The organism is Citrobacter telavivensis, assembly GCF_041807075.1.
Classification (GTDB): Bacteria; Pseudomonadota; Gammaproteobacteria; order Enterobacterales; family Enterobacteriaceae; genus Citrobacter_A; species Citrobacter_A telavivensis.
Map to the genome: position 1 here is coordinate 127040 of NZ_JBGUBF010000006.1, position 26454 is coordinate 153493.

Sequence of the window (26454 nt, forward strand, 5' to 3'; positions counted from 1 at the left end):
TAATATCAGTAAATTAATTAATAAATCCTTTTCCATACGTAATTATTAAAGCCGAATATTCACTAATAAAATGAAACGGCTAAATAAAAGCAATAAAATTTGCGTTAAGGAAACATTTTTTATGTACACACAGACAATATATGAATTGAGCCAGGAAGCGGAACGCTTGCTGATGCTCTCTTTAGAACATCTTAAAACGGTAAAAAAAATGCCAACGGCAACGCTGGAGGGCGCTTCCTCATTAAAGAGAGAGGACGACCTTAACGTTCAGCCCATGCATTTTAGCGCCCGTGGGATCGAAACCCAGCAGGCCACGCTGAACAATGAGTTGCGAAAAATCTCGCGACTGGAAATGGTGCTGGCGATCGTCGGTACCATGAAAGCGGGAAAATCGACAACGATCAATGCCATTGTCGGGACGGAAGTACTGCCCAATCGCAATCGTCCGATGACGGCATTACCGACGCTGATCCGCCATACACCCGGTCAGAAAGAACCGGTGCTGCATTTTTCCCACGTTGCGCCCATCGAGGCGCTGATGAAGACCCTCCAGGAGAGCATGCATGCTTGCGATCGGCAGAGTCTGACTCAGGTGCTGGAAATTGATAAAGACATGAATGGTCTCATGCAGCGCATCGAAAGAGGGGAAGCGTTTGAGCGCCACTATCTCGGCGCGCAGCCGATCTTTCACTGTCTGAAAAGCCTCAACGATTTGGTGCGCTTATCGAAAGCGCTGGAGGTCGATTTTCCTTTTTCTGCCTATGCGGCTATTGAACATATTCCAGTGATTGAGGTGGAGTTTGTACACCTGGCGGGGCTGGAGAACTATCCTGGCCAACTGACGTTACTGGATACGCCGGGGCCAAATGAAGCCGGACAGCCGCACCTGCAAAAAATGCTCAATGAGCAACTGGCCCGTGCCTCCGCCGTGCTGGCGGTGATGGACTATACACAACTGAAATCGATTTCCGATGAAGAGGTCCGCCAGGCTATCGCCGCGGTCGGAAAATCGGTGCCGCTGTATGCGCTGGTGAATAAATTTGACCAGAAAGATCGCAACAGCGATGACGAAGAGCAGGTGAGGGCGCTGATTTCCGGCACCCTGATGAAGGGCTGTATTAACCCGGCGCAGATTTATCCGGTCTCTTCGATGTGGGGATATCTGGCCAACCGGGCGCGTCATGAACTGGCAAGCCGCGGTCATCTGCCGGATCACGAGGAGCAGCGTTGGGTGCAGGACTTTGCCGAAGCGGCGCTCGGGCGGCGCTGGCGAAGCGCCGACCTCGATGATATTGAACACCTTCGCCACGCCGCGGATTTGTTGTGGGAAGATTCGCTGTTTGAACAGCCGATCCGGACCTTAATTCATGCCGCTTATGCCAATGCATCGCTGTATGCATTGCGCTCCGCCTCGCATAAATTGCTGAATTACGCCCACAGCGCCCGCGAATATCTGGATTTCCGCTATCACTGCCTGACGGTGGCTTTTGACACGCTGCAACAAAATATCGTGCGTCTGGAAGAGGACATGCAGCAGTTGAAGGTGAGTCAGGACAGCGTCAGCGATGAAGTCCACCATGAGGTCGGGCTGGCGCTGACGTCGGCCAACGGCTTTCTCAACCAGCAGCAGGCCACGATCTTGCGCAGTATCGAGACCTTTTTCAGCCGCGAGCAGATACTGAAACTGTCGCGTGGCGATAGCTGGTCGCCGCTACCGCAGGCGGAGTTTGACGCAGAGATGCTGGTGCTGCACGACGAAGCGCAGGCGCAGGTGATCCTCAGTAAGCTGCGTGCCGCCTGTGAGGGCGTCCTGCTGGCGGCGCAGGAAAACATCAGCCGTGACCTGGGAATACGTTTTGAACAACTGGAAGTGACCCTCAGCCGTTCGCTGAATGAAGCGATGCGCCCCATCGAAATGCGGGTGAAAGCGGAGTTGAGTCATGCGGGATTCAGTCCCAGGATAAGCTTCCCGGCCTTTCACGCCGCCATGTTTAACTTCACGACGCGGCAGTTGTTCAGCGACGCGATTGCCCAGCAGGACCACGTCGAAAGCGACGCACCCCGGGTGGGCGGGGTGCGTGAGACCTTCTCCCGCTGGCTGAATCAGCCGAACTGGCGCTGGAATGACTATGTTGAAGCGAAGACGCGCTATCTGATTGATATTAATGCGCTGCACCAAAGTCTGGTGGAGTACGTCAGCCATTTCTGCCAACAAATTCGTAAAGCTTTAGCCGCGCAGGTCGATGTTTCAGTGACGGCAGGTATGGCAACATTTTTTGCCGATTTCTCATTGTGCCTGGCGGGATTGCAGGAGAGCCTGCGTGAGAGTTTGCTGGTTCGTCAGCAAAATGAATCGGCTGTCCAGAGTCTGAGTCAGCAATTGCAGCACAGTATTGCCGCCTCCGCCTGGATTTATGAAGACTCCCGTCTGCTCCGTGACGACATTCAAACCCTTTTTGCGGCCGAACACACATGACAAACGCGTTACTGGAAGGCCCCGGACGGACGCTGGAGTGTATCCACCCGAAGTTTATGGTCGATCTGGTTCAGGGAGAAGAACCGAAACGGGCAGGCGGCACGCTGCAACAGCAGCAGTTTCGCGAACGCCTGACGCTGGAGATCCTCTCCCGGACGCAGTTGCGGGCGTGGGCCATGGCCGGAATGTTCAGTGAACATCTGATGATGCGCCTGAAGCTGGTGGAAAAACTGGCGGGCATGCTCGATCCGGGGCATCTGGCGCTGACGCGAATCTCTGCACGACTGCATGTTTTACAACAGACTGACCTCTCTCGCGGGCCGTCTATCCCTGGACTGGCTCAACAGCTTACTTCGCTGAGCGAATGGTTTCGCCAGCGCAGCGCCTGGAAGGAGAAGGCGCTGAGCCAGCGTGGTCTTACGGTCCAGGCCGGGGAACACAGCGAGCAGGTGTTTACCCGCTGGCTGGCGGGCGCGTATGAGGGGTGGTCGTTACCGGGGCGCTGTTTTATTGCGCTGGAAGAGTTGCGCTGGGGACCGTTTGGCGATGCCTGCCGTCTGGCGAATCCGGACGTGGCGGCGATGCTGAAAGATAATCTCCGGGCGATGGCGACAAACTATCTGGCCCACAGTATCAATGCCGCACCCACGACGCGTCACTACTATCACCAGTGGCTAAATACCACCGCGACCACCGGTTCAGGCGACTACAGCGACATGCTGAGCTGGCTGGGAGACTGGTGTGAGGCGGATAAACATCCGGTGTGCTGGTCTGTGACGCAGCGCTGGCAGACGGTTGCGCTGGGTATGCCGCGACTCTGTTCGGCAAAACGACTGGTGGATGCGATGGTTGAAGAGGTGTTTCCACCCTCTCCCCTCATGCGCTGAGAGGAGAGGGGTGATGATTAGTGGTTTGCGGATTTCGCTGTCGTTTCTTCCACCGTCGCTGGTGCCGGAAGCCTGGCGAAGCGTTTGGCGTAGAGCGCCGTAATAATGGGCACCAGAATCGCCGTGACCACTACGCTTGCGGCGACCAGCGCCGTTGCGGAGGCGGCGACCGGTTCAAACGCCGGGTTGATTTGCGCGATGATCACCGGGTTGGCGACGGCGGCACCTGCCGCAGAGGACGCCGCGACACCCGCAGTACCATTACCGCCACCGATCACGCGGTCAGCAATAATCAGCGGAATACCGGTGATGATAATGACCGCCACACCCAGCAGGATACCCAGCAGACCCGTATCAACAATCACGCCCAGGTTGATGGTGTTACCCAGCGCAAAGCCGAAGAACGGAATCAGTACCGGCGTCGCTTTACTGAAGAATGCACGCAGATCGTGGTCAAGGTTGCCCAGCGCGAAGCCGACCAGGAACGGCAGCACCGCGCCGATAAAGTGATGGGGTTCAAAGGAGCCCAGACCCGCCGCGCCAAGGATGACCATCGTCATCAACGGACCGGATTCCAGAGACATCAGGACGAACGCACCAGACTCTTCTTTCGTACCGTACTGGTTCATCAGGCTGGCATACAGACCGCCGTTGGTCATATCCATCGCGGAAACAATCGCCAGTACGGAAAGACCGGCAAAGAAACCGGTCTGAATACCGGTATCCGGAATAAACGATGCGGCAATCATTGCCACTGCCCACGCTACGGCAATTTTGGTAATCACCAGCGTGCCGGATTTACGCAAGACCGTACCGGTAGCGCGTAAATCAATCGATGCCCCAATACAGAAAAACCACACAGCAAGAATCGGTACCGTGCCGGTAATCATGCCTTTTGTAAAGGAACCAAAATAAGCACCGGTATTTGGTGCAAGGGTATTTACAACCGCACCCAGCAGCAATGGAATCAACATCATCCCACCAGGGATGCGTTCAATGGTGGCTTTAATTCTCATAAATGTCCTCACTTCTTGCCCGCGGAACAAACGGGTAAGGTGGCAAAAAATATTAAAATTCAGATTGTTATATCTAAACAGAAAGCAAGGAGAACCTGCATTCTCTTTATGTTGTACGTAGCGATTGCGCCTGGGATCGGCGTCTTTCGCTTCCCGGTGGTATTACATCGGCTATTATCTTGCATTCATTGGAATGCTGATTCAATCAAAACGAAACAGCGTTTTAGTTATCTTTGTCACATAATCAATCTAAACATTCCAGTGCGATCTGAATATTTAAAATTACCGTAAAGAATTTGTGAAAAATGAGAGAGAATTGCCTGGCAGAATAATAATAACGACAGTGACTTTTTATTAAGGAAGCGCAATAAAATAGAGATTGAAAGCGTAAAAAAGCACAACACTGCGCTTTAAAAAAAGAGACTCAGAATCACCTTATTTACCTCCGTTGACGAAACCTAAACATATATGTGAAGTTGATCACAATTTTAAACACTGGTAGGGTAGATAGCTCATTAACCGCCCAAATCAGGCGTCAACAGGTTCGGTTGTACAGGCCTTAACCAGTCCGTGTAAGTAAACCTGCTACGCTTGTTACAGGGGTTGCACCTGAGCAACCCGCGCTCGACGGTGACGTTCGCGCTTAGTGCGCCAATGGCGTCGGTATGCAGCGAGACAGGGCTTAGTCTACGAGGACAGCTATGCTGAAAAGGAAAAAAGTAAAACCCATTACCCTTCGCGATGTCACGATTATTGATGACGGTAAATTGCGCAAGGCGATTACCGCAGCGTCGCTGGGTAATGCGATGGAGTGGTTTGATTTTGGGGTTTATGGGTTTGTTGCTTACGCATTAGGTAAAGTGTTCTTCCCGGGGGCCGACCCCAGCGTGCAGATGATTGCCGCCCTTGCCACCTTCTCTGTTCCCTTTTTGATTCGTCCGCTTGGCGGTTTGTTCTTCGGTATGCTTGGCGATAAATATGGTCGCCAGAAGATTCTTGCCATCACCATTGTGATTATGTCGATCAGTACTTTCTGTATCGGCCTGATACCGTCCTACGCCTCGATAGGCATCTGGGCACCTGTCCTGCTGCTGTTGTGTAAGATGGCACAGGGCTTCTCTGTCGGCGGTGAGTACACCGGCGCGTCGATCTTTGTGGCCGAGTATTCCCCGGACCGTAAACGCGGCTTTATGGGAAGCTGGCTGGATTTCGGCTCCATTGCCGGGTTCGTGCTGGGTGCGGGCGTGGTGGTGCTGATTTCGACGGTTGTCGGGGAAGAGAACTTCCTGGAATGGGGCTGGCGTATTCCGTTCTTTATCGCCCTGCCGTTAGGGATTATCGGACTCTATCTGCGTCATGCGCTGGAAGAGACACCGGCGTTCCAGCAGCACGTTGATAAGCTGGAGCAGGGCGATCGCGAAGGTTTGCAGGACGGGCCAAAAATCTCCTTTAAAGAGATTGCCACTAAGCACTGGCGCAGCCTGCTGGCCTGTATTGGCCTGGTGATTGCCACCAACGTCACCTACTACATGCTGCTGACCTATATGCCGAGCTATCTGTCGCATAACCTGCATTACTCTGAAGATCACGGCGTGCTGATTATCATCGCTATTATGATCGGGATGCTGTTTGTTCAGCCGGTGATGGGGCTGCTGAGTGACCGCTTTGGTCGTCGCCCGTTCGTAATTATGGGCAGTATCGCGCTGTTTGCGCTGGCCATTCCGGCCTTTATCCTGATTAACAGCAATATCATTGGTCTGATTTTTGCTGGTTTGCTGATGTTGGCGGTGATCCTCAACTGCTTTACCGGGGTGATGGCCTCTTCGCTGCCGGCCATGTTCCCGACGCACATTCGTTACAGTGCGCTGGCGGCGGCCTTTAACATTTCGGTACTGATTGCCGGTCTGACGCCAACGCTGGCGGCCTGGCTGGTGGAAAGTTCGCAGAATCTGATGATGCCAGCCTACTACCTGATGGCGATCGCCGTGATTGGTTTCATTACGGGTATCACCATGAAAGAGACCGCGAACCAGCCGCTGAAAGGGGCAACGCCTGCTGCCTCGGATATTCAGGAAGCGAAAGAAATTCTCGGCGAGCACTACGATAACATCGAGCAGAAAATTGAGGATATCGATCAGGAGATTGCTGACCTGCAGGTGAAGCGTACGCGCCTGGTGCAGCAGCATCCACGGATTGACGAGTAAGCCTTAAGGTTCGCTTAATCTCTGACTGGCACACTCTCTTCCATACCCTGGAGGAGAGTGTGATGAAACAGCGTGTTTATGAAAGTGTAATGACCGTGTTCAGCGTAGTGATTGTCAGTAGCTTCCTGTACATTTGGGTCTCAACCTACTAAGCCTTCTTCAATATCACCGACGCGCGGGTTCCGGTTGTTCCACTGCGATTTTGCAGGAAAAACTGCCCGTGATGCAGCTGCGTAATGCGGCTGACAATGCTTAACCCCAGGCCGATTCCGCCGTAACGGCTGTCCATGCGTACGAAGGCTTTGCTGAGTTCGCCGCACTTGCTCTCGTCGATCCCCGGTCCTTCATCTTCTACCGCCATGGTTGCCCGATCATTAACATTTAGCGTAATGGTGATGGTAGTTCCTTCCGGACTGTAGCGATGGGCGTTCTCTACCAGATTGCGCAGCAGCATTCGCAGGAGCGTCGCATCGCCCTGCACGATGGCATCGTCCTGACGATCGGGCAGCAGCAATAGCGTTTGTTCGCGCTGTTCCAGCATTGTGCTCAGCTCATCGTAAGACGGCAGGACAACATCTTCCAGCAGCCTGACCTGTTGATAATTTCCCGATGAAAAGGACTGGCCCACGCGGGCGAGTTGTAGGAGCTGCGAGACGCTGTCCATCATTTGATCCAGACGGCCAAGCAGCGGGGCGACATCCACGTTATGCGCCTTTGACAACAACTCCAGATGCAGGCGGACACCCGATAACGGCGTTCGCAACTCGTGTGCGACGTCGGCGGTAAACAGGCGTTCGTTCTCGATGGTTGCGGTCAGTCGATTCACCAACTGGTTGAGTGCGGAAACAACCGCTTCAATTTCGACCGTCGAACTGTGAATTTCGATGGGGGAGAGATTATCCGCCGTGCGGGTCTCTAACTCTTGCTGCAGATTGGCGAGCGGACGGGTGATGCGGCGAACGGCCTGATAGCAAATGAACAGCGTTAGCCCCACCATAAACACGCTGGGGACGATCAGACTGGCGATCGCCTCGCGGATTTCATGCATGATGTGGCGATCGTTATTGCGGTTATCCCGCAGCGCCTGTTCAAACAACTGGATCTGCTCAGTGCTTTCGTGCCAGAGCCAGAAGGTGCTGATAAGCTGGAAAACCAGCAAAATCATGCCGATGGTTATCATCAACCGCCGACGCAGGGTCATTGGCTGGCGCAGAAAACGCTTCAGATTCAATTAGCTTTCCTCAGTCGCGGTCGCCACCAACATGTAGCCAAAACCGCGCACGGTACGAATACGTGACTTTCCAACTTTATCGCGCAGGTTGTGGATATGCACTTCCAGGGTGTTGGTCGACGGTTCGTTATCCCAGTTATAGATGTCGTTATAGAGAATTTCCCGGTGCACCGGACTTCCCGATTTCAACATCAGGCGTGACAGCAGCGCGTACTCTTTGGGGGTGAGGATTAACTCTTCTCCCTCTTTCCACACCTGCCGACGGCCCATGTTCAGCGTCAGATTGCCGACGACCAGTTCGCTCTCGCCCTGGTTATTGTGACGACGCAGCAGCGCGCGAATACGGGCGTGCAACTCTTCCAGCGCAAAAGGCTTCACCAGATAATCATCCGCGCCGACGTCCAGCCCGGAGATCTTATCGCCGAGCGTGTCGCGTGCGGTGAGGATCAGCACCGGCAGGGTATATTTTTTCTGCCGGATGCGGGTAAGAAAATGCAGGCCATCTTCGTCAGGCAGGCCGAGATCCAGCACCACCAGACTGTAATGACCGGTCTCCAGACATTGCTCAGCCGCGCGGGCGGTCGACACGCCATCGCAGGCATACCCTTCGGTTTGCGCCGCCAGAATCAAGCCCTGCAAAAGCAGCGTATCGTCTTCAACAATCAATATTTTCATTCAGTGGTTCTCCTGCAAGGCTGCAGAATATCATCTGCGGCTTGATATTGCGTGGTCTGTACGCCGGTCAGTCCCAGCATGGTCGAGAAAAGATTGTCCTGCGAGTAGTCCCGATCGTGCGCCTGTTTTTGCAGGCAGTTTGCATCAACCTGGTAGCGCTGCTGATAATCCTCTGACAGCCACAGCAGCATCGGCACATGCTTTTGTGCATCTGGCGCAATGGCATACGGCAGGCCGTGCAGATAGACGCCGTTTTCGCCCAGCGACTCGCCGTGGTCGGAAAGAAAAACCAGGCTGGTGGTAAATTTGTCCTGATGCGCTTTCAGGAGATTAATTGTTTTATCAACAATATAGTCGACATACAGCACGGTATTATCGTATGTGTTCACTAATTGTTCCTGTGAACAGGTCTGGATTTCATTGGTATCGCAGGTCGGGGTAAATTTCCTGAACTGCGGCGGGTAACGGTTGTAATAGGTGGGGCCGTGGCTACCAATGGTATGCAGCACGATCACCCCGTCGCTCTTCAGGCTGTTGATGTACTCCTCCAGACCGTGGAACAGCACCTCGTCATAGCATTCGCCGTCGATGCATTCCCCTTTCAGGTTTAGCGCTGTCATATTCTGATGCGGTACGCGATCGCAGGCGCCTTTACAGCCGCCGTCGTTGTCGTTCCACAGCACGTTAATCCCCGCGCGCTGGATAATATCGAGCATGCCTTCCTGATGCTGCGCCAGTTCTTCGTCGTAGTGCTTGCGCGGCATGTTGGAGAACATGCATGGCACAGACACCGCCGTGGCGGTACCACACGACGTGGTGCGCGGGAAGTAGACCACATTATCTTTTGCTAACAATGGGTTGGTTTCACGTGAGTAACCGCCAAGCGAGAAGTTTTCGCCACGTGAGGTTTCACCGACGATCAGGATGGTCAGATTTTTACGCTTTTCTTGCTGCATCTGCGGATTGCGATGTGCATCTTCACCGATACGTACCAGCGGCAGGTGCGCGAGGCGTTGATGGGAGTACCAGGACGAACTGGCGACAATGCCGTTTGACGGGCTGAGGGCTTTGACCAGTTCCTTATTGTTGCGAAACAGCGAGGCGTAATCTTTATAGAAAAAGGCCGCCACCAGAACAATCAATAATACCGACACCAGCACGTTGGCGGCGCGATACAGCACGCTGCGCAGGGCCGGCGTGGTCGGTTTGATTTTGATCCAGCAGGCGACGAACGCCGCCAGAATGCCGCTAAGACCGAGTGTGAGAACCATTCGCGGCGTCATCAGGGCGAACGTTTCGGCAGGCGTGGTATCCACCATATTGGCAATCATCGAGCGGTCGATGATGATGCCGTAGGTCATGATGAAGTACTGCGCCGACGCGGCCATCAGAATAAACAGGCAGGCCAGCAGGCGGTTTAGCCACAGGAAAGAGGCCAGCGTCAGGACAATATTGATGACGCTGAACGCCACCACCGGCATTGATAAGAAGACCAGTACGTTACGCAGGGAATCCAGCGGCAGGGCCTGCACAACCTGCTTGTAGAATGCGATGTTCAGACAAACAGACAAATAGAATGAAACCAGTAGTAACCAGGCCAACAGGCTGAGAATGGGTCTTTTGATAATGCGCTTTAACATGGTGGAGCTTCCGTAGACTAAGTAGCGCCGATCCTCGCAGAGTAAAGTTAAGCCAACCTTAAGAACTTAAGGTTGGCTTAATGGGGGGAAAATGACGGGGTTAGTTCCGGTTAACTGGCGCATCCAGCGGGAAGGGGTTTTTGTGGATCCGGTTGTAGTTCAGGGCGTACAGCGCGGTGATGATCATCAGGGTCACAAACGACCACATCACCTCTTTCGCGCCGGAACCGACCACCGCCCAGATGCAGTAGATAAAGGCGACAAAGGTCACCAGCAGATAGAGCGGACGCGCTTTGCCGAAGTGTCCGTGGCCGAGCAAAAGCAGCGCAGCGCAGGTGTACAGATACGGCACCAGCGTAAAGATGACGGACACCGAGGAGACGAGACCAAACTCTTTCGCGGCGTTGGGCGACATGCTGCTGAACTGGAAGACCGTCATCAGAATACCGACGATAATCAGCCCGGCAACCGGTGTACCGGCCTTATTCACGCGGGCAAAAATGGGCGGGAAAAGACCGTCATCGGCGGCGGCTTTTGCGGTCTGTCCGGCCAGCAGCGTCCAGCCACCCAGTGAGCCTAAACAACCTGCTGCCGCGCAGAAGGAGACAATCGCGCCGGCGGTATTGCCCAGCGCCATGCGTGCTGCGTCACCGAACGGTGATGCGGAGACGCGCAGCGCAGCGTTGGGGATCATCCCCATGATGGCAGTCGTGGAGAGCACGTAGCACACGGCAGCAATCAACACGCCGCCAATGGTGGCAATCGGCACGTTGCGTTTCGGGTTTTTGACCACCCCTGCCGCGACCGAAGCGCTTTCGACCCCGATGAACGACCATAGCGTGACGTTAAGGGTGCTCTGAATCGCGCCAAAGGTGTTCATACCGCTCACGTTCCAGGCGGCCATATAGGTTTCGCCACGAAACCAGAACCAGCCAAACACCGCGATACCGACGATGGGGACCAGCGCCAGCACGGTGGCGACGGCCTGAACGCGGGTGATCATTTTCGGACCGACAATATTGAGCAGAACGAAGATCCACAGTACCACCACGCAGGTCAGCGTCAGCACCAGCGGGTCTTTCAGAATCGGGAAGAAGTAGCTCAGGTAACCGACGCCGATAACGACCATCGCGATGTTACCGATCCAGCAGGCCAGCCAGTACAACACGTTGGTTTGATAACCGAGGAACGGCCCAAAGCAGCGGCGTGCGTAAGCGTAAGAACCGCCGGGACTGGGATCTAAGGACGACATTTTCGCGTAGACCATCGACAGCGCCAGCGCGCCGATAATCGTGACTAACCATCCGTAGATTGCAATCCCGCCGGTGGCGGCCAGGTTAGCAGGCAGCAGGAAAACCCCTGAACCCATTATATTCCCCGACACCATTAAGGTGACGGGGATTAAGCCCACTTTGTGAGCATCAGCATCCGAGGACATAAATAGACTCCTGAAAGGAACAACAAATGATGTTCTATAATACGCCTTCAGGAGTCGGTTGAATTATGTCCGGTACGGGTTATCGCTAATGCTGATATTATCGTGGCTCATTGTAAAGCGATCAAAAATCACGCTACTGCACGGTCTTTAAACTGGCTGACATAATGCAATGGGGTCATGCCATAATACTCTTTGAACACAGAGATAAAGTAAGATGTACTGTTATAACCACACAGTTCGGAGACCTGGGATATATTCTTGCCATCCATCAGGAGCTGATTAACGGCGTAGCGCATGCGGCAAGTGGTGATGATTTGACTGTAGCTGGTATTTTCGCTTTTGAGTTTCTTCTTTAGCAAACTCGGGCTAAGACAGAGGCAACGGGCGACCTGGTTAAGATTCCAGGCTTTATGAATATCACTCTCAATAATATGATAAACGCTGTCGCTGACGCGACTTCGCAGCATATACATGAGCAGGGGCATGAACTTCTTACTGTCGAGGAAACGTGATAACACGGTGAACAGCAGGGCGCGCGTGCGTTCCTCTTCACCAGGACTGTCGGTATGTGCAATGCTGTGTTGCGCCGCTACCCGAAAAACATCGGGGGTCAGACAATCGGCGGTTAATACCGGGGAGGAGCTCCGTTGCCAGAGTGGAATAGCCGTGAGATCTTTATTTAAGAAACGAAGGTAGTCTTTAATTATATCGCGGCTAATATGTGCGACCAGTGCGTTATTAATTGATGATATATCGACGATGTTATTTTCACAGGCGATGAGTGCCATATGATTCGCTTTTAAATTGATAGCCTCTTTACCATTTACACGTAGCCAGACGTCTTTTTCAGTTAACACGATGATGCAAGGATTATTGCTGAAAATTCTCATACCCCAACTCCCGAAATATGAACATAAAATACCCGTTCTCGCCAAAGGGGAGAGATAAAACAGATATTTTGATTTGTATGACGAATGAAGTCCACAATAAAATAATGGTTTTGGTTAAAATTACAATAGGCGCCAACTAAATGCTATGTACAGAAATTTTTACGCGGTGGAAACCCTGCATTGTGTATAAAAAAAAGCGCGGGGGGCACCCGCGCAAAAGGTATGACAATGTTAGTTTTTTTCAGCAATACTCAGGAAACGCACGTCATCACCTTGTGGCCAAAACCAGGCTGCGTCAGGATGGCCATTTCATGACGCAGTCGTCGGAATAGACTTACGCCTTCACGCACATCACGTGATAGACGCCATCAATGATTTCAGTGCCTTCGGTTTCATGCTCGAAGCCAGGGAAGTGATGATCCCAGGATTGCAGAGCGCGAAGATAAGCAACCTGCGGACTGTTTTCATCACCAAAGTTCTCGCCGGAGAGCAGCATCGGAATTCCCGGCGGGTAAGGGATGACGGAGTTCGCCGCGATACGTCCCGACAAATTCTCAATGGCAACCATTTCGATGTTGTCGTTAACGATAGCGTTATAAGCCTCACGCGGCGTGATCTCGGCAACCGGCAGCCCGGAATAGGCGGCGTTCAGTTGCGCGCCTGGATTGTTCTCACGCAGCCAGGCAAACATCTGGTCGCCCAGATCGTGGATCCCCATGTTGGCATAGGTTTGGGGATGTTCCTCCACCAGTTCCGGCATGACCTGCGCCAGCGGGGTGTTGGCATCGTAGTGATGTTTGAAGGAGCACAGCGTATTGATCAGCGTCCCCCATTTCCCACGGGTGATGCCCATCGAGAACAGAAACATAATCTGAAAATCGGTGGTACGGGTCGGAACGATACCGTGACGTCCAAGCCAGGCGGTGACCAGAGCAGCAGGCACACCCGTCTCTTCCAGTTCGCCATCGTCGCCCATACCCGGTGCAAGGATACTGACCTTGATCGGGTCGAGCATACTCCAGTTATCGGGTAAGTCCTTAAAGCCGTGCCAGGATTCGCCTGGACGCATCACCCAGCAGTTCTGGTCAGTGGCCAGCAGTTTCGCCGGAGCATCAGCAAAATCGAATGTTTTACCGGTCTGTGGATCGGTGACCACCTCTTTGTTCCACGGCTTGAAGAACCAGTCGCCGTCGGCGCTGAACGCTTTATACAGACGCGCCATGGCCTGGCGGAAGTCGATGGCTTCGTCGATCACTTCCTGAGTCAACGACAGGCCGCTGTTGCCGTCCATCATCGAGACCGCGACGTCGTTGGATGCGCAAATGGCATACAGCGGCGAGGTGGTGGCATGCATCATGTATGCCTGGTTGAAGCGGGAGAAATTCACCGCGCCGCGACCTTCCCGCACATGAATGTAAGAGGCCTGAGAGAGCGCGTTCAGCAGTTTGTGCGTGGAGTGGGTGGCAAAAACGGTAGGACCGCTGTGATCGCCCGGTTCGCCGCGCATCGCATAGTGATCGGCGTAAATCGGATTGAAGCGAGCATACCCGTACCAGGCTTCATCGAAGTGGATACGGTCGGTGGTTTGCGCCAGTAACGCCTGTGCAGATTTCGCGTTATAGCAGACACCGTCGTAAGTGCAGTTGGTTACGACGCTGTAAGAGGGCTTTTGCCCCACTTTATCTTTGGTTAGTTTACTGTCGCTGATTTTTTGCTGTAGCGTTTCCGGCTGCATTTCCTGTGGGTAGATAGGGCCGATGATGCCGTAGCGGTTACGGCTCGGCACCATATACACCGGTTTCGCCCCGGTCAGGATCAGCCCCTGTTCGATCGATTTATGGCAGTTACGGTCCAGTACCACCACATCGTTATCGGTCATACAGGCCTGCATAATGGTACGGTTAGAACCGGAGGTCCCGACCACTACGGACCAGGAGCGGTCTGCGCCAAATACCCGTGCGGCGTACTTTTCACTTTCACCAAAGGCACCGGTGTGATCGAGCAGGGAGCCCAGCGATGCACGCTCAATCCCCATGTCGCTGCGGAACAGGTTTTCGCCGTAATAATCATGATAGAAGCGACCGGCAGGCGTTTTGGTAAAACCCACACCGCCCTGGTGGCCCGGCGCGGCCCAGGAGTATTCGTGGATATCGCTGTACTTCATCAGCGCATTGAACAGCGGTGGTAATAGTTGTTGGCGATAACGGGTCATCGCCGCAACGGCGCGGCCTGCGATAAAGTCAGCGGTGTCTTCGAGGATCCAGGCGAACTCATCGACAAGCTCCAGCATATCGCGGTCCAGCGATGCGGTGGCTTTCTCTCTGTCACCTAACAGAAAGACCGGCACGTTTTGCTGGCGCTCATGAAGCTTACCGATCAGTTCTCTGACGTTCTGATGTTCATCAGGATGTTCCATTTGATAGCTGAACATCAGGCAATCAATGGCTTCGTTTGCCGAAAGGATGGCGTAGCCGTCGTCGAAAGACGTGGACTTAATGACGGTAACATTTTGCCGACTTAAGGCGTCTGCCAGACGTTCCACGGCCTTGCCGACCCAGGTGTCCTGATGCAGAAATTCACTTTCAACAATTAATACTTTCATCATCTTTTACCCGGTTGTGGAGGAATCTGTGATGCGGGCAAGTATTACCCTGACAAAAAAAGGTGTAAAGAGGGGGTAAAACGATGATTTTTTGAAATTAATTGTTTATAAACAATATGTTAAAATGATTTTTCTGGTGTTTTTTGCAGCGGTTTATCGACAGCTGAACTATTTTTTGAGCTGATAGTGATATCACACGTCACCCGACCATGAGCTGTCGACGCTGCTGGCTCAACTTACGGTATTGTTGCGGTGACATGCCGACATATTTACTGAAGGTACTGTAAAAACGACTACTGGAGCGGAAGCCTGCTGTCAGCGCCACGTCGAGAATGGTTTTATCCGTATCGCTGAGCAGGGCGCGGACGTGATTAATCCGCATGGCGGTGATGTATTGCTTCAGGGTCAGCTGCATCACGCGTTGAAATATCCCCATCGCATAGTTGGCATTGAGTTTCACATGGTCCGCGACGTCATTAATGGTGAGTGCCTGATCGTAATTATCAGCAATAAATCCCAACATCTGGCTGACGTAAAACTGCGCGTGGCGCGAAACGCTATTCTTATGCGTGCGTGAGGTTTTGTTGAGCAAAATCGGCTGCCAGCCGGAAAGGCTAAAGCGCTTAAGCATCAGGCCGATTTCATCGATCGCCAGTTGACGAATTTGTTCATTTGGGCTGTTTGTTTCCTGCTGCCAGCGCAGAACTTCAAAGGTACTGAGTTGCTGAGTGGCCAGGGATTTAATCACCATGCCGTGTGTGACATGGTTGATAAGCTCCCTGTCCAGCGGCCAGGAGAGAAACAGGTGCATCGGCAAACTGAAAATCGCCATCTGCCGGCAGTTGCCGGGACGGGTAAGCTGATGTGGCGTACAGGCCCAGAACATGGTGATATGCCCTTGTTTTATCTGTACAACCTCATTGTTGATCAGATACTCCACGTCCCCGTCAAAGGGGACATTCACCTCGACCTGACCATGCCAGTGACTCGCGGCCATCGCATGCGGAGCGCGTAGCTCAATATCCAGCCGTTGATATTCGGAATAGAGCGACAGCGGACTGCGCGTCTGTTTTTCGTCACCATTACACATATGCGGGTCAGGTGGGAGAAAGGGGATTGGTTGCGTGCTCATCGACACTCCGTTTCCTGAATTGTCAGAATCATGCCAGCTTTACGGGAACAGAACCGGGAATTCGGACACAAAACCGACGGTTATAATTGATAGTAGCCCCTATAACCGCCCGGATACTCTGCTTTTCCGTCTATTTTGTCCCAAAAACTCAGATCGCCGTGCGACCAGCAGAGGATCTGAGTTTTCGGGAATGCTCATCGGGGAAGACGGAGGTTTTCACTCAGATCGCGTGCCACCATGAATCTGTTCACTACTGTTCTGGAGAGTCATGATGACAGCACCCAAAATTACCTTTATCGGCGCCGGTTCAACGATTTTCGTGAAAAACATTCTCGGCGATGTCTTTCACCGCGAGGCGCTGAAGTCGGCGCATATTGCTCTGATGGATATTGATGAGACGCGCCTTGAAGAGTCGCACGTCGTTGTACGTAAGCTAATGGATTCTGCCGGTGCGTCCGGACACATTACCTGTCATACGGAGCAAAAAGCGGCACTACAGGATGCCGATTTTGTCGTTGTCGCCTTTCAGATTGGCGGCTATGAGCCCTGCACGGTGACCGATTTCGAGGTCTGTAAACGTCACGGTCTGGAGCAAACCATTGCCGATACGCTCGGCCCTGGCGGCATCATGCGCGCGCTGCGTACCATCCCGCACCTGTGGCAGATCTGTGAAGATATGACGCAAGTCTGTCCGGATGCCACCCTGCTGAATTATGTCAACCCGATGGCAATGAATACCTGGGCGATGTATGCCCGCTATCCGCACATTAAACAGGTGGGGCTTTGCCACTCCGTGCAGGGAACGGCGGAAGAACTGGCTCGCGATCTGAACATTGATCCCGCTTCATTACGCTATCGCAGCGCCGGTATTAACCATATGGCGTTTTATCTGGAACTGGAACGTAAAACCGCCGATGGCACGTATGTGAATCTCTATCCGGAACTGCTGGCAGCTTATGACGCCGGGCAGGCACCGAAACCCAACATTCATGGCAACGATCGCTGTCAGAATATTGTGCGTTACGAGATGTTCAAAAAACTGGGGTATTTCGTCACCGAATCCTCGGAACACTTTGCTGAATACACCCCGTGGTTTATTAAGCCAGGCCGCGATGATCTGATCGAACGTTACCAGATTCCACTGGATGAGTACCCGAAACGCTGTGTGGAGCAACTGGCGAACTGGCATAAAGAGCTGGAGGAGTACAAAACCGCAGAGCGTATCGATATTCAACCGTCACGGGAATATGCCAGCACCATTATGAACGCCATCTGGACGGGTGAGCCGAGCGTGATTTATGGCAACGTGCGTAACGACGCGCTGATCGACAACCTGCCGCAGGGCAGTTGCGTGGAAGTGGCCTGTCTGGTGGATGCGAATGGTATTCAGCCAACCAACGTCGGGGCGATTCCGTCGCATCTGGCGGCGATGATGCAGACCAATATCAACGTACAGACGCTATTGACCGAAGCCATTCTGACGGAAAACCGCGATCGCGTTTACCATGCGGCCATGATGGACCCGCACACCGCTGCCGTACTGGGTATTGAGGAAATCTATGCGCTGGTGGATGACCTGATCGCCGCCCACGGCGATTGGCTTCCCGCCTGGTTACACCGTTGATTGTCAACGTCGCCGGACTCAGACCCGGCGTTTACCCTCTCTAATAACAGAAGGCGGGCGCTGGTAACAGCGACCCGGTACCCTATGAGCATCTCTCTGACAACAAAATTAAGTTACGGATTCGGTGCGTTTGGTAAGGATTTCGCCATCGGCATCGTCTATATGTACCTGATGTATTACTACACCGATGTGGTGGGGTTATCGGTGGGTGTCGTGGGTTCGTTGTTTCTGGTGGCAAAGATCTGGAATGCGTTCAACGATCCGGTAATGGGCTGGATTGTGAACGCCACCCGGTCGCGGTGGGGAAAATTTAAACCGTGGATCCTGCTCGGCACACTGGCGAATTCGCTGGTACTGTTTCTGCTGTTTAGCGCCCACCTGTTTGAAGGCACGGCACAGGTGGTCTTTGTCTGCGTGACCTACATTCTGTGGGGCATGACGTATACCATCATGGATATTCCGTTCTGGTCGCTGGTGCCGACCATTACGCTTGATAAACGTGAGCGCGAGCAACTGGTACCGTTTCCGCGCTTCTTTGCCAGTCTGGCGGGATTTGTTACCGCCGGGGTGACGTTGCCGTTTGTGAGTTATGTTGGGGGGGAGGATCGTGGGTTCGGTTTCCAGATGTTCACGCTGGTGCTGATCGCGTTCTTTATTGCCTCCACCATCGTGACATTGCGCAATGTGCATGAAGTGTATTCGTCTGACAGCGAGGCTACCGCTGACAGTACCCGGCTGTCGCTGAAGTCGATCCTCGCGTTGATCTACAAAAACGATCAACTCTCATGTCTGCTGGGAATGGCGCTGGCTTACAATGTGGCCGCCAATATTATTACCGGTTTCGCGATTTATTATTTCACCTATGTGATTGGCGATGCTGATCTTTTCCCGTATTACCTGTCCTATGCCGGCGCGGCGAATTTATTGACGCTGATCCTCTTTCCTCGTCTGGCGAAGGCGCTTTCCCGGCGGATTTTATGGGCGGGCGCGTCGGTGATGCCGGTTCTCAGCGGCGGGGTATTGTTAATCATGGCGCTGGCTGGATACCACAATGTGTTTCTTATCTGCCTGGCCGGAGTCTTTCTGAACATAGGCACCGCGCTGTTCTGGGTACTACAGGTGATCATGGTGGCAGACACCGTCGATTACGGTGAGTATAAGTTTAACGTGCGCTGCGAGAGCATTGCCTATGCTGTGCAAACGATGGTGGTAAAAGGCGGCTCCGCGTTTTCGGCTTTCTTTATCGCCGTGGTACTGGGGATCATTGGCTATATCCCCAATGCGGTTCAGTCTGCTGAAACTATCCTGGGCATGCAGTTCATCATGATTGCATTACCGACGCTGTTTTTCATCGTGACGCTGATCCTTTACTTCCGCTACTACCGTCTGAACGGCGATACATTGCGTAAGATCCAGATTCATTTGCTGGATAAGTACCGTAAAGTGCCGCAGTCCGCTTTACATCCGGAAACACGCCCGATACCGGTTAGCGCGACTGGCGATGTGAAGGCGTAATCATGGAATGGATTTCGTTGATAGGCTATCTGGCGGCAAGCCTGACCACGCTCTCTTTTCTGCCGCAGGCGATAAAAGTCATCACCACCCGTAATACGCAGGGGATTTCCGGACTGATGTACGTCATGTTTGTCTGCGGGTTAGTGATGTGGTTGATTTACGGATTACTCATTGAGGACACCGCGGTCAGCATGGCGAACTTCCTGACGCTGGTGTTCGCCTTGCCGATTCTGGTGATCAAATACCGCAGGGGATAGTGCAACAGGGGATAGTGCAAATTGCCGGAGGGCGTTGTGGCTTATCCGGCAATTAACCGATAGCGCTTCAACTGTCGGCAATGAATGCGCGCCAGCAGCATCACCGAGGTTAACGCGCCCAACAGCGCGCAGAACATGTCTGACTGGGTATCCCACGGGTCTCCCTGGGTACCAAGAAAATCATCCGCGCCTTGTCCCATCGCCAGTGCCGCCCACCATTCAATCAGCTCGTAAGTGGCGCTGATCGCCAGCGCCACGCAGCAAACCAGAAATGCCAGCATCTTGTTTCCGCGAACAATCTTTCCACGAAGCAGAATTTCGCGTGCCACCAGTGCCGGCACCAGCCCCTGGAAGAAATGCCCCAGTTTGTCGTACGGATTGCGGCTTAAGCCCAGCCAATCCTGCACCTCAAAACCGATGGGCACTTTGGCGTAGGTGTACATTCCGCCGACCATCAGGATGATGGCGTGGAAGAAAATCAGCGTATAAAGCAGCGGGGTAAGCGGGTAGCGCGTTGCGGTTGCCAGCAGCAGCGGTACCACAATAATCACCGGCGTCACTTCCATCAGCCAGGTGATTTTCTCACCCGCTGAGACGCCGGTGTAGATGAGGATAAGCGTCAGTATCAGGGCAGCAACAGTGAGCAGGCCGGGATTCAGTGTGCGGATCATCGAGATTCTCTCAGTAAGGGAAAAGACGACTATTCACCGATGCCGATAAAAATTCAACGTCTGCTATGGGAGGATAATAAGTGGCCCGGGGGGATCACCGGACTGCCCTCAAACGTTGAGAACCGTCCGGTGCCGGGCCGAAGAGGTTATTTCGCGCAGTTAGCACACTGCTTGCTGACTATCTGCTGGAAGAAATCGTTGCCTTTGTCATCCACCAGGATGAACGCCGGGAAATCTTCCACTTCAATTTTCCAGATAGCCTCCATACCCAGTTCCGGATACTCAATGCATTCCAGATGCTTGATACTCTGCTGCGCCAGGACCGCGGCCGGGCCGCCAATACTGCCCAGATAGAAGCCGCCGTGTTTCTGGCAGGCATCGGTCACCTGCTGACTGCGGTTGCCTTTCGCCAGCATGATCATGCTGCCGCCGTGTGATTGCAGCAGATCAACATAGGAATCCATGCGGCCTGCGGTGGTCGGCCCTAATGAACCTGACGGATAGCCCGCCGGTGTTTTCGCCGGACCCGCGTAGTAGATGGGGTGATCTTTAATGTACTGAGGCAACCCTTCGCCAGATTCGATACGCTCTTTCAGCTTCGCATGCGCAATATCGCGACCCACGATAATGGTTCCGGTCAGCGACAGGCGGGTTGAAACCGGGTACTGCGAAAGCTGAGGCAGGATCGCTTTCATCGGGCGGTTGAGGTCAACTTTTACCACTTCGCCTTCGCCGGCCTGACGCAGGGCTTGCGGGATGTACTGGCCTGGGTTGTGCTCCAGTTTTTCGATCCAGATCCCTTCGCGGTTGATTTTTGCCTTGATGTTACGGTCTGCTGAGCAGGAGACGCCCATACCGACCGGACAGGAGGCACCGTGACGCGGCAGGCGGATCACGCGGATATCGTGGGCGAAATATTTGCCGCCAAACTGCGCGCCGAGACCGAGTTTTTGCGCCTCTTCCAGCAGTTCCTGTTCCAGTTGTGTGTCGCGGAACGCCTGACCGTGCTCGTTACCGGTGACCGGCAGCGCATCGTAGTAGTGCGTGCTGGCGAGCTTCACGGTTTTCAGCGTGCTTTCTGCGGACGTACCGCCAATCACAAAGGCGATATGGTACGGCGGGCAGGCTGCGGTGCCGAGGGTACGCATCTTCTCAACGAGGAAATTTTTCAGCTTGCCCGGGGTGAGCAGCGCTTTAGTTTCCTGATACAGATAGGTTTTGTTGGCAGAACCACCGCCTTTCGCCACGCAGAGGAACTTATATTCATCGCCATCAACGGTGTAGAGGTCGATCTGTGCCGGCAGGTTGGTACCGGTGTTCACCTCTTTGTACATATCCAGCGCGGCGTTCTGTGAATAGCGCAGATTGTCTTCGATATAGGTGTTGTACACCCCTTTTGACAACGCGGCTTCGTCACCCCCCCCGGTCCAGACACGCTGGCCTTTTTTCCCCATGATAATGGCCGTACCGGTATCCTGACAGGTCGGCAGAATGCCTTTGGCGGCGATTTCGGAGTTTCTCAGGAATTGCAGCGCGACGTATTTATCGTTTTCGCTGGCTTCGGGGTCATGGAGAATGGCGGCAACTTGTTGCTGATGTTCGGGGCGGAGCATGAAGGAGGCATCGTGGAAGGCTTGTTGTGCCAGTAGCGTCAGGGCTTGCGGCTCAACCTTCAGTATGGACTCTCCTTCAAACTCACTCACGCTGACATAATCGGAAGTGAGCAGGTAGTACTCTGTTTCATCTTTCCCCATCGGGAAAGGTGCCTGATAGAAGAACTCTTTATTTGACATGTGCTTCCAGCCTATTGATTTCTTTTAATATCATAAGTGACGCGCCGCCCGGCGAAGGGCGGCACGCGGGAGACCTTTACAGGAATCCGTACATGGCAGCAAAGATCCAGCCAAAGACGCAGGAGACGCTCACGCCAATCAAACCCGGCAGAATAAAGCTGTGGTTGATGACGAAACGACCAATGCGGGTGGTACCGGAACGGTCAAACTGAATCGCAGCCAGATCGCTTGGATAGGTCGGCAGAATGTAGTAGCCGTAGCACGCCGGGGCAGACGCCACGATGTACGCCGGGTCAACGCCGATCGCCAGCGCGACTGGAACGATAGCCGCCAGCGCCGCAGCCTGGGAGTTAACAAATTTGGACACCAGCAGCAGAACAATTGCATAGGCCCACGGATACTCTTTCACCATCTCGCCCAGCACGCCCTGGATCTCATCCATATGGGCACCGAACATGGTCTCTGCCATCCAGGCGATACCGTACACCGCCACAATCGCGATCATACCTGAACGGAAGACTTCGTTTTTAGAGATTGAAGCGGGATTGGTTTTGGTCAGGATAATAATCAGCGCGCCGGTCAACAGCATGAACATCTGGATAACCAGCACCATTGACAACGCTTTGCCGCCAAAGGAAGGACGCAGCTCGGAGAAAGCACCCAGAATGGCTACAATCGCGATAGAACCCAGGAAGATCCACATCGCCAGCCAGTTGCTTTTCGGCAGCTTTTTGTCCAGCAGCGTTGCGGTGTCACCATACACGTAGTGATGGTTTTCCGGTACGGAGATGAATTTCTGGAAGTCTTCGTCTTTATCCAGATCTTTACCGCGGAACCAGCTGAAAATACCGATTGCCAGGATACCCAACAGCGTGGACGGGATGGTGATTGCCAGCAGGTCGAGGAATTCCAGGTGCTTACCTTCAAACGTCACATTACCCAGCATCGCAACCAGAGAAACCACGGCGACCGATACTGGACTTGCGATAATCCCCATTTGCGCGCCGATGGAGCTGGCGGCCATTGGACGTTCCGGGCGAATGTTGTTTTTAATCGCAACGTCGTAAATGATTGGCAGGATCGTGTAGACCACGTGGCCGGTACCGCAGAGGATAGTCAGGGTACAGGTCACGAACGGCGCAACGATAGAGACATATTTTGGGTTGCGGCGCAGCAGTTTCTCTGCGATCTGCAACATGACATCCAGACCCCCGGAGGCCTGTAGGGTTGCTGAGGCCGCGACCACCGCGATGATCACCAGCATGACGTCAACCGGTGGTTTACCCGGCTGGAGGTGGAAAACGAAGACCAGAATGACCAGGCCGATACCGCCTAACAAACCCAGCGCAATACCGCCCTTTCTGGCACCATAAAACAAACATATTAATATTATGAGAAGTTGTATACTAAATAGCATTTATTTACCCTCGCGATAAACCAGTCAATTTTGATAAATGGATCACAGCCATGTTCTGTTTTTTGTGTAGTGGGCGCAGAGCCTGGCTAATATTCGTTTCGTCTGAAAGTGTGATTAGTTTCTAAACATTGAATAAAAGTTTTTCATAAGGAACATGGAAACTCTTATCGTTTTTTCAGGCTGTTTTCAGAAAGCAAGACTCTCTGGCGATGGGCAGTGTTGAAAAAGGAGAGCAGAAGCAGTTTCGGGATCTTTTTTGTATCTTTATGAAAAATATGAACATGTCATCTGCTCACAGAGTGTGCTTATCCCTAAGATGTAGCATGAGCTCCGTTGCTACCGTTTATCGTTTTTGTTAATCCGTCTGGTTATTTCCAGACTACTCCTTTGTGATTAAAAATACACACTCTATGAGGTGGATAATACTTTATTAACTTTTGTTAGCGTTTTTGAAATTAAAAACAATGCTATGTCGGATAATAATAAAGCATTGATAAATGTGAAGTGATGCAATTATATTTGATCTGGCACAATTTCTGAATTTTCAGACAGTAACCTTAACCTTTTTATTTTTTCATTATTGTAATAATTGTTACCAATATATAACGAAATAATGCAAGGTTAAGATTGTTCTTCTACTGACAATATTGCTTAAGTAAAGAATAATGTTCTGCCTGAATACGGTAGCGGTAAACCGGTCTGCCCGTGACGCCATAATGAATGCTGGTGACCAGAATATGGCAGTTAACCAACCAAATGAGGTATTTGCGGCAGGAGACGCGGGAGATATTCACCGCATTCGCCAGCTCATCGGTTGAAAACTCATAATCCTGATGCGCATCGATCCACTGACACAGCGTACGCAGCGTTTGCGGCGTTAGCCCTTTCGGCAGGCGGCGAGTGTCCTGCTCATTGGACGCACTGCCGTGAATCAGTTGGTCCAGCTCTGACTGCTCATAATACTGGTGCTTGTCCATGTCCCTTTTCTTTTGCAACCAGCTGGTGAGGGCTTCTTCAAAACGTGAGGCCTGAAACGGCTTGATTAAGTAATCAACGACGCCGTAGTGCAGCGAGTCCTTAATCGTTATGGCATCGGCGGCAGACGAGATGACAATGACATCAATTTTGCAGCCGGCGGCATGCAGAAGGGGAAGCAGATCCAGCCCATTCTCTTTCTGCATGTAAATATCCAGCAAAATCAGGTCTATCTGAACGTCGCTATGAAAAATAACTTCTTTGGCTTTCTCCAGCGTTGAGGCGGTTCCGCAGCACTGAAAACCGGGGATCTGTGCGACATAGCGGCGGTTTAACTCCGCTACCATTGCGTCGTCATCGATAATAAAGACATTGATCATGTGCTGGCCCTCTGCCCATCCCAGGGTATTTGTACAAAAAATTGTGTGAAAACGCCAGGTTCGGATTCCACAAAAATATTGCCGCCAAGACTTTCAACTTGTTGTTTAACAAGCGCTAAACCGACGCCGCGTTCAGTTCCTTTAGATGAGACGCCTTTCTCAAAGATAGCGTCAACACGGTGCGGTTCGATGCCGGGACCATCGTCACTCACTTCACAATGCAACCAGCCATTGCGATAGTATAAGGAGACGTTGATTTCACCTCCTGACTGCTGTGCTAACGCGTCGATCGCGTTTTCAATCAAATTTCCGAGCGCGGTGATCAATACCGCAATTTGATCTTCATTGCCGCTGTCCGGTAATTGGCTGTCATGGCTAATCACCAGTTTGTGCCCTGAATCGGATGTGCGATTAATCTTACTGAGTAAAAAGCCCGCAATGACCGGCGATCTAATTTTGCCTAGCAGTGAGCCGATCTCTTCCTGATAGTTGTTAGCCGTCCTGATAATATAATCTTCAAGTTGCTTATAACTCTTCAGATGTAACAATCCCAGAATCACATGTAATTTATTCATGAATTCGTGGGATCGTTCACGGAGTGAGTCGGCATAGTTCACCATGCCATCGAGCCGCTGCATCAACTTGCGAACTTCCGTTTTGTCCCTGAAGGTGGAGATCGCGCCAATAATCTTGCCGTCGCTACGAACCGGGACGGTATTAATGAGCAGCAACCGGTCTTTGATGTTGATCTCTTCATCGCGGTGCGGCGTACCGTCGCGCAAAACTTCGCTGAGATCCACCACCTGCGACCAGGCGTGGCTGAGCGTGGAAAACTGGGGATCGTCCTGTGACTTGCGATAGTTCAGCAATTCCTGGGCGGCATCGTTAATCAACGTCACTTCGCCTTTGTCGTCAACGGCGATTACCCCTTCCTTGATCGACTGCAGCATCGCCTGGCGCTGTTCAAACAGGGTGGAAATCTCATACGGCTCCAGACCAAACAGGATGCGCTTGAGCACTTTCACCAGCACCCAGGTGCCCAGCAGACCCACCAGCACGCCAAAAAGTACGGACCAGATAATACTGCCACGACTGTTGTTAATCTGTTCGGTGACCCGGCTCAGTTCCAGACCGATCGCCACCACCCCAATCTGGCGGTGATTGTCGTCATAAATGGGCGTGAAAACGCGCAGCGCCTGGGCGAGAAAGCCCCGGTTGATGGCAATATTCTCTTTGCCATCTAACGCCCGCAAAATATCGTCGCCTTTAAACGGCTGTCCGATGCGCTGGGCTTCCGGGTGGGAATAACGCAGGCTTTTCATGTCGGTGACGACAATAAACAGCATATCGTTACGCTTGCGCACCGCTTCGGCAATTGCCTGAATCCCGCTATCCTCCGGTTTTTTCATCAACCCCCTGCGGATCTCCGGCGAGTCTGCCAGCGTTCGGGCAACGGCCAGCGCCTTATTTGCTAACGCATCACGCGTCATGTGGCTGATTTGTGAGAAGTAGAACAGGTGGACGACCAGCAATACAGAAAACAACACGGCGCTGACCATCAATATTACCGTCGTACCGAGTTTCATCGGCCGTGTACGTAGCGTGCGGCAAGGCAGAGAGTGTCTCATTGT

At 52.8% G+C, this 26454-nt stretch carries 20 protein-coding genes; 7 read left to right on the plus strand and 13 right to left on the minus strand.

Annotated elements, in window-relative coordinates:
• The first annotated feature begins 121 nt into the window (after window positions 1–121).
• Window positions 122–2476, plus strand: coding sequence for a clamp-binding protein CrfC (gene crfC / locus ACERJC_RS20555; protein WP_373672383.1), 2355 nt, complete (start codon window positions 122–124; stop codon window positions 2474–2476).
• Window positions 2473–3363 (plus strand): diguanylate cyclase regulator RdcB family protein, encoded by an 891-nt coding sequence (locus ACERJC_RS20560; protein WP_152401518.1) that lies wholly within the window; start codon window positions 2473–2475, stop codon window positions 3361–3363. The genes crfC and ACERJC_RS20560 overlap by 4 nt, the downstream gene beginning before the upstream one ends.
• 17 nt (window positions 3364–3380) lie before the next feature.
• Here the strand turns inward: ACERJC_RS20560 and kdgT are convergent, their stop codons facing one another.
• Window positions 3381–4379, minus strand: a complete 999-nt coding sequence (kdgT, locus tag ACERJC_RS20565) for a 2-keto-3-deoxygluconate transporter (RefSeq protein ID WP_373672384.1) — start codon at window positions 4377–4379, stop codon at window positions 3381–3383.
• Window positions 4380–5080: 701 nt separating this feature from the next.
• Between kdgT and proP the strand changes: the two genes are divergently transcribed.
• Together proP and pmrR are read left to right on the plus strand one after the other, a co-directional pair.
• A complete protein-coding gene (proP, locus tag ACERJC_RS20570) occupies window positions 5081–6583 on the plus strand; it encodes a glycine betaine/L-proline transporter ProP (protein WP_373672385.1) in 1503 nt (500 codons plus the stop codon).
• Between the two features lie 62 nt (window positions 6584–6645).
• Window positions 6646–6735: an LpxT activity modulator PmrR gene (pmrR, locus tag ACERJC_RS20575; protein ID WP_152401524.1), complete on the plus strand. Its 90-nt coding sequence runs from the start codon at window positions 6646–6648 to the stop codon at window positions 6733–6735.
• Here pmrR and pmrB read toward each other — a convergent pair.
• The 7 genes from pmrB to melR all read right to left on the minus strand — a co-directional run bounded on the left by pmrB (window position 6732) and on the right by melR (window position 16191).
• Window positions 6732–7814, minus strand: coding sequence for a two-component system sensor histidine kinase PmrB (gene pmrB, locus ACERJC_RS20580; RefSeq protein WP_152401526.1), 1083 nt, complete (start codon window positions 7812–7814; stop codon window positions 6732–6734). The two genes, pmrR and pmrB, sit on opposite strands and share 4 nt — an antisense overlap.
• Window positions 7815–8489, minus strand: coding sequence for a two-component system response regulator BasR (basR, locus tag ACERJC_RS20585; RefSeq protein ID WP_125370199.1), 675 nt, complete (start codon window positions 8487–8489; stop codon window positions 7815–7817).
• Entirely contained in the window at window positions 8486–10129 is a 1644-nt protein-coding gene (gene eptA / locus ACERJC_RS20590; RefSeq protein WP_373672386.1) for a phosphoethanolamine transferase EptA, read from the minus strand. The genes basR and eptA overlap by 4 nt, the downstream gene beginning before the upstream one ends.
• A 100-nt stretch (window positions 10130–10229) precedes the next feature.
• Window positions 10230–11567, minus strand: coding sequence for an arginine/agmatine antiporter (gene adiC / locus ACERJC_RS20595; RefSeq protein WP_046494030.1), 1338 nt, complete (start codon window positions 11565–11567; stop codon window positions 10230–10232).
• A 128-nt stretch (window positions 11568–11695) separates the two neighbouring features.
• Entirely contained in the window at window positions 11696–12457 is a 762-nt protein-coding gene (locus ACERJC_RS20600; RefSeq protein ID WP_152401533.1) for an AraC family transcriptional regulator, read from the minus strand.
• A 334-nt stretch (window positions 12458–12791) separates the two neighbouring features.
• Window positions 12792–15059, minus strand: coding sequence for an arginine decarboxylase (adiA, locus tag ACERJC_RS20605; RefSeq protein ID WP_373672421.1), 2268 nt, complete (start codon window positions 15057–15059; stop codon window positions 12792–12794).
• Between the two features lie 199 nt (window positions 15060–15258).
• Window positions 15259–16191: a transcriptional regulator MelR gene (gene melR, locus ACERJC_RS20610; RefSeq protein ID WP_373672387.1), complete on the minus strand. Its 933-nt coding sequence runs from the start codon at window positions 16189–16191 to the stop codon at window positions 15259–15261.
• A gap of 268 nt (window positions 16192–16459) precedes the next feature.
• On the opposite strand from melR, the gene ACERJC_RS20615 reads away from it, so the two are divergent.
• From ACERJC_RS20615 to ACERJC_RS20625, 3 genes are all read left to right on the plus strand, one after another.
• On the plus strand, window positions 16460–17815 hold the full coding sequence (locus ACERJC_RS20615; protein WP_373672388.1) for an alpha-glucosidase/alpha-galactosidase: 1356 nt from the start codon (window positions 16460–16462) through the stop codon (window positions 17813–17815).
• Between the two features lie 84 nt (window positions 17816–17899).
• Window positions 17900–19330, plus strand: a complete 1431-nt coding sequence (melB, locus tag ACERJC_RS20620) for a melibiose:sodium transporter MelB (protein ID WP_373672389.1) — start codon at window positions 17900–17902, stop codon at window positions 19328–19330.
• A 2-nt stretch (window positions 19331–19332) separates the two neighbouring features.
• On the plus strand, window positions 19333–19587 hold the full coding sequence (locus ACERJC_RS20625; protein WP_061075522.1) for a SemiSWEET transporter: 255 nt from the start codon (window positions 19333–19335) through the stop codon (window positions 19585–19587).
• A 41-nt stretch (window positions 19588–19628) separates the two neighbouring features.
• Here the strand turns inward: ACERJC_RS20625 and ACERJC_RS20630 are convergent, their stop codons facing one another.
• The 5 genes from ACERJC_RS20630 to ACERJC_RS20650 form a co-directional block, all read right to left on the minus strand.
• Window positions 19629–20258, minus strand: coding sequence for a DUF2238 domain-containing protein (locus ACERJC_RS20630; RefSeq protein WP_152401544.1), 630 nt, complete (start codon window positions 20256–20258; stop codon window positions 19629–19631).
• Between the two features lie 146 nt (window positions 20259–20404).
• The gene (gene fumA, locus ACERJC_RS20635; protein WP_373672390.1) at window positions 20405–22051 is read right to left on the minus strand and encodes a class I fumarate hydratase FumA; all 1647 of its coding nucleotides are present in this window, start codon (window positions 22049–22051) and stop codon (window positions 20405–20407) included.
• 76 nt (window positions 22052–22127) lie between these two features.
• Window positions 22128–23468, minus strand: coding sequence for an anaerobic C4-dicarboxylate transporter DcuB (gene dcuB, locus ACERJC_RS20640; RefSeq protein WP_046494043.1), 1341 nt, complete (start codon window positions 23466–23468; stop codon window positions 22128–22130).
• Window positions 23469–24103: 635 nt separating this feature from the next.
• Window positions 24104–24823 (minus strand): two-component system response regulator DcuR, encoded by a 720-nt coding sequence (dcuR, locus tag ACERJC_RS20645; RefSeq protein ID WP_152401549.1) that lies wholly within the window; start codon window positions 24821–24823, stop codon window positions 24104–24106.
• On the minus strand, window positions 24820–26451 hold the full coding sequence (locus ACERJC_RS20650) for a sensor histidine kinase (RefSeq protein ID WP_152401551.1): 1632 nt from the start codon (window positions 26449–26451) through the stop codon (window positions 24820–24822). Before ACERJC_RS20650 ends, dcuR begins: the two co-directional genes overlap by 4 nt.
• Between the last annotated feature and the right edge of the window lie 3 nt (window positions 26452–26454).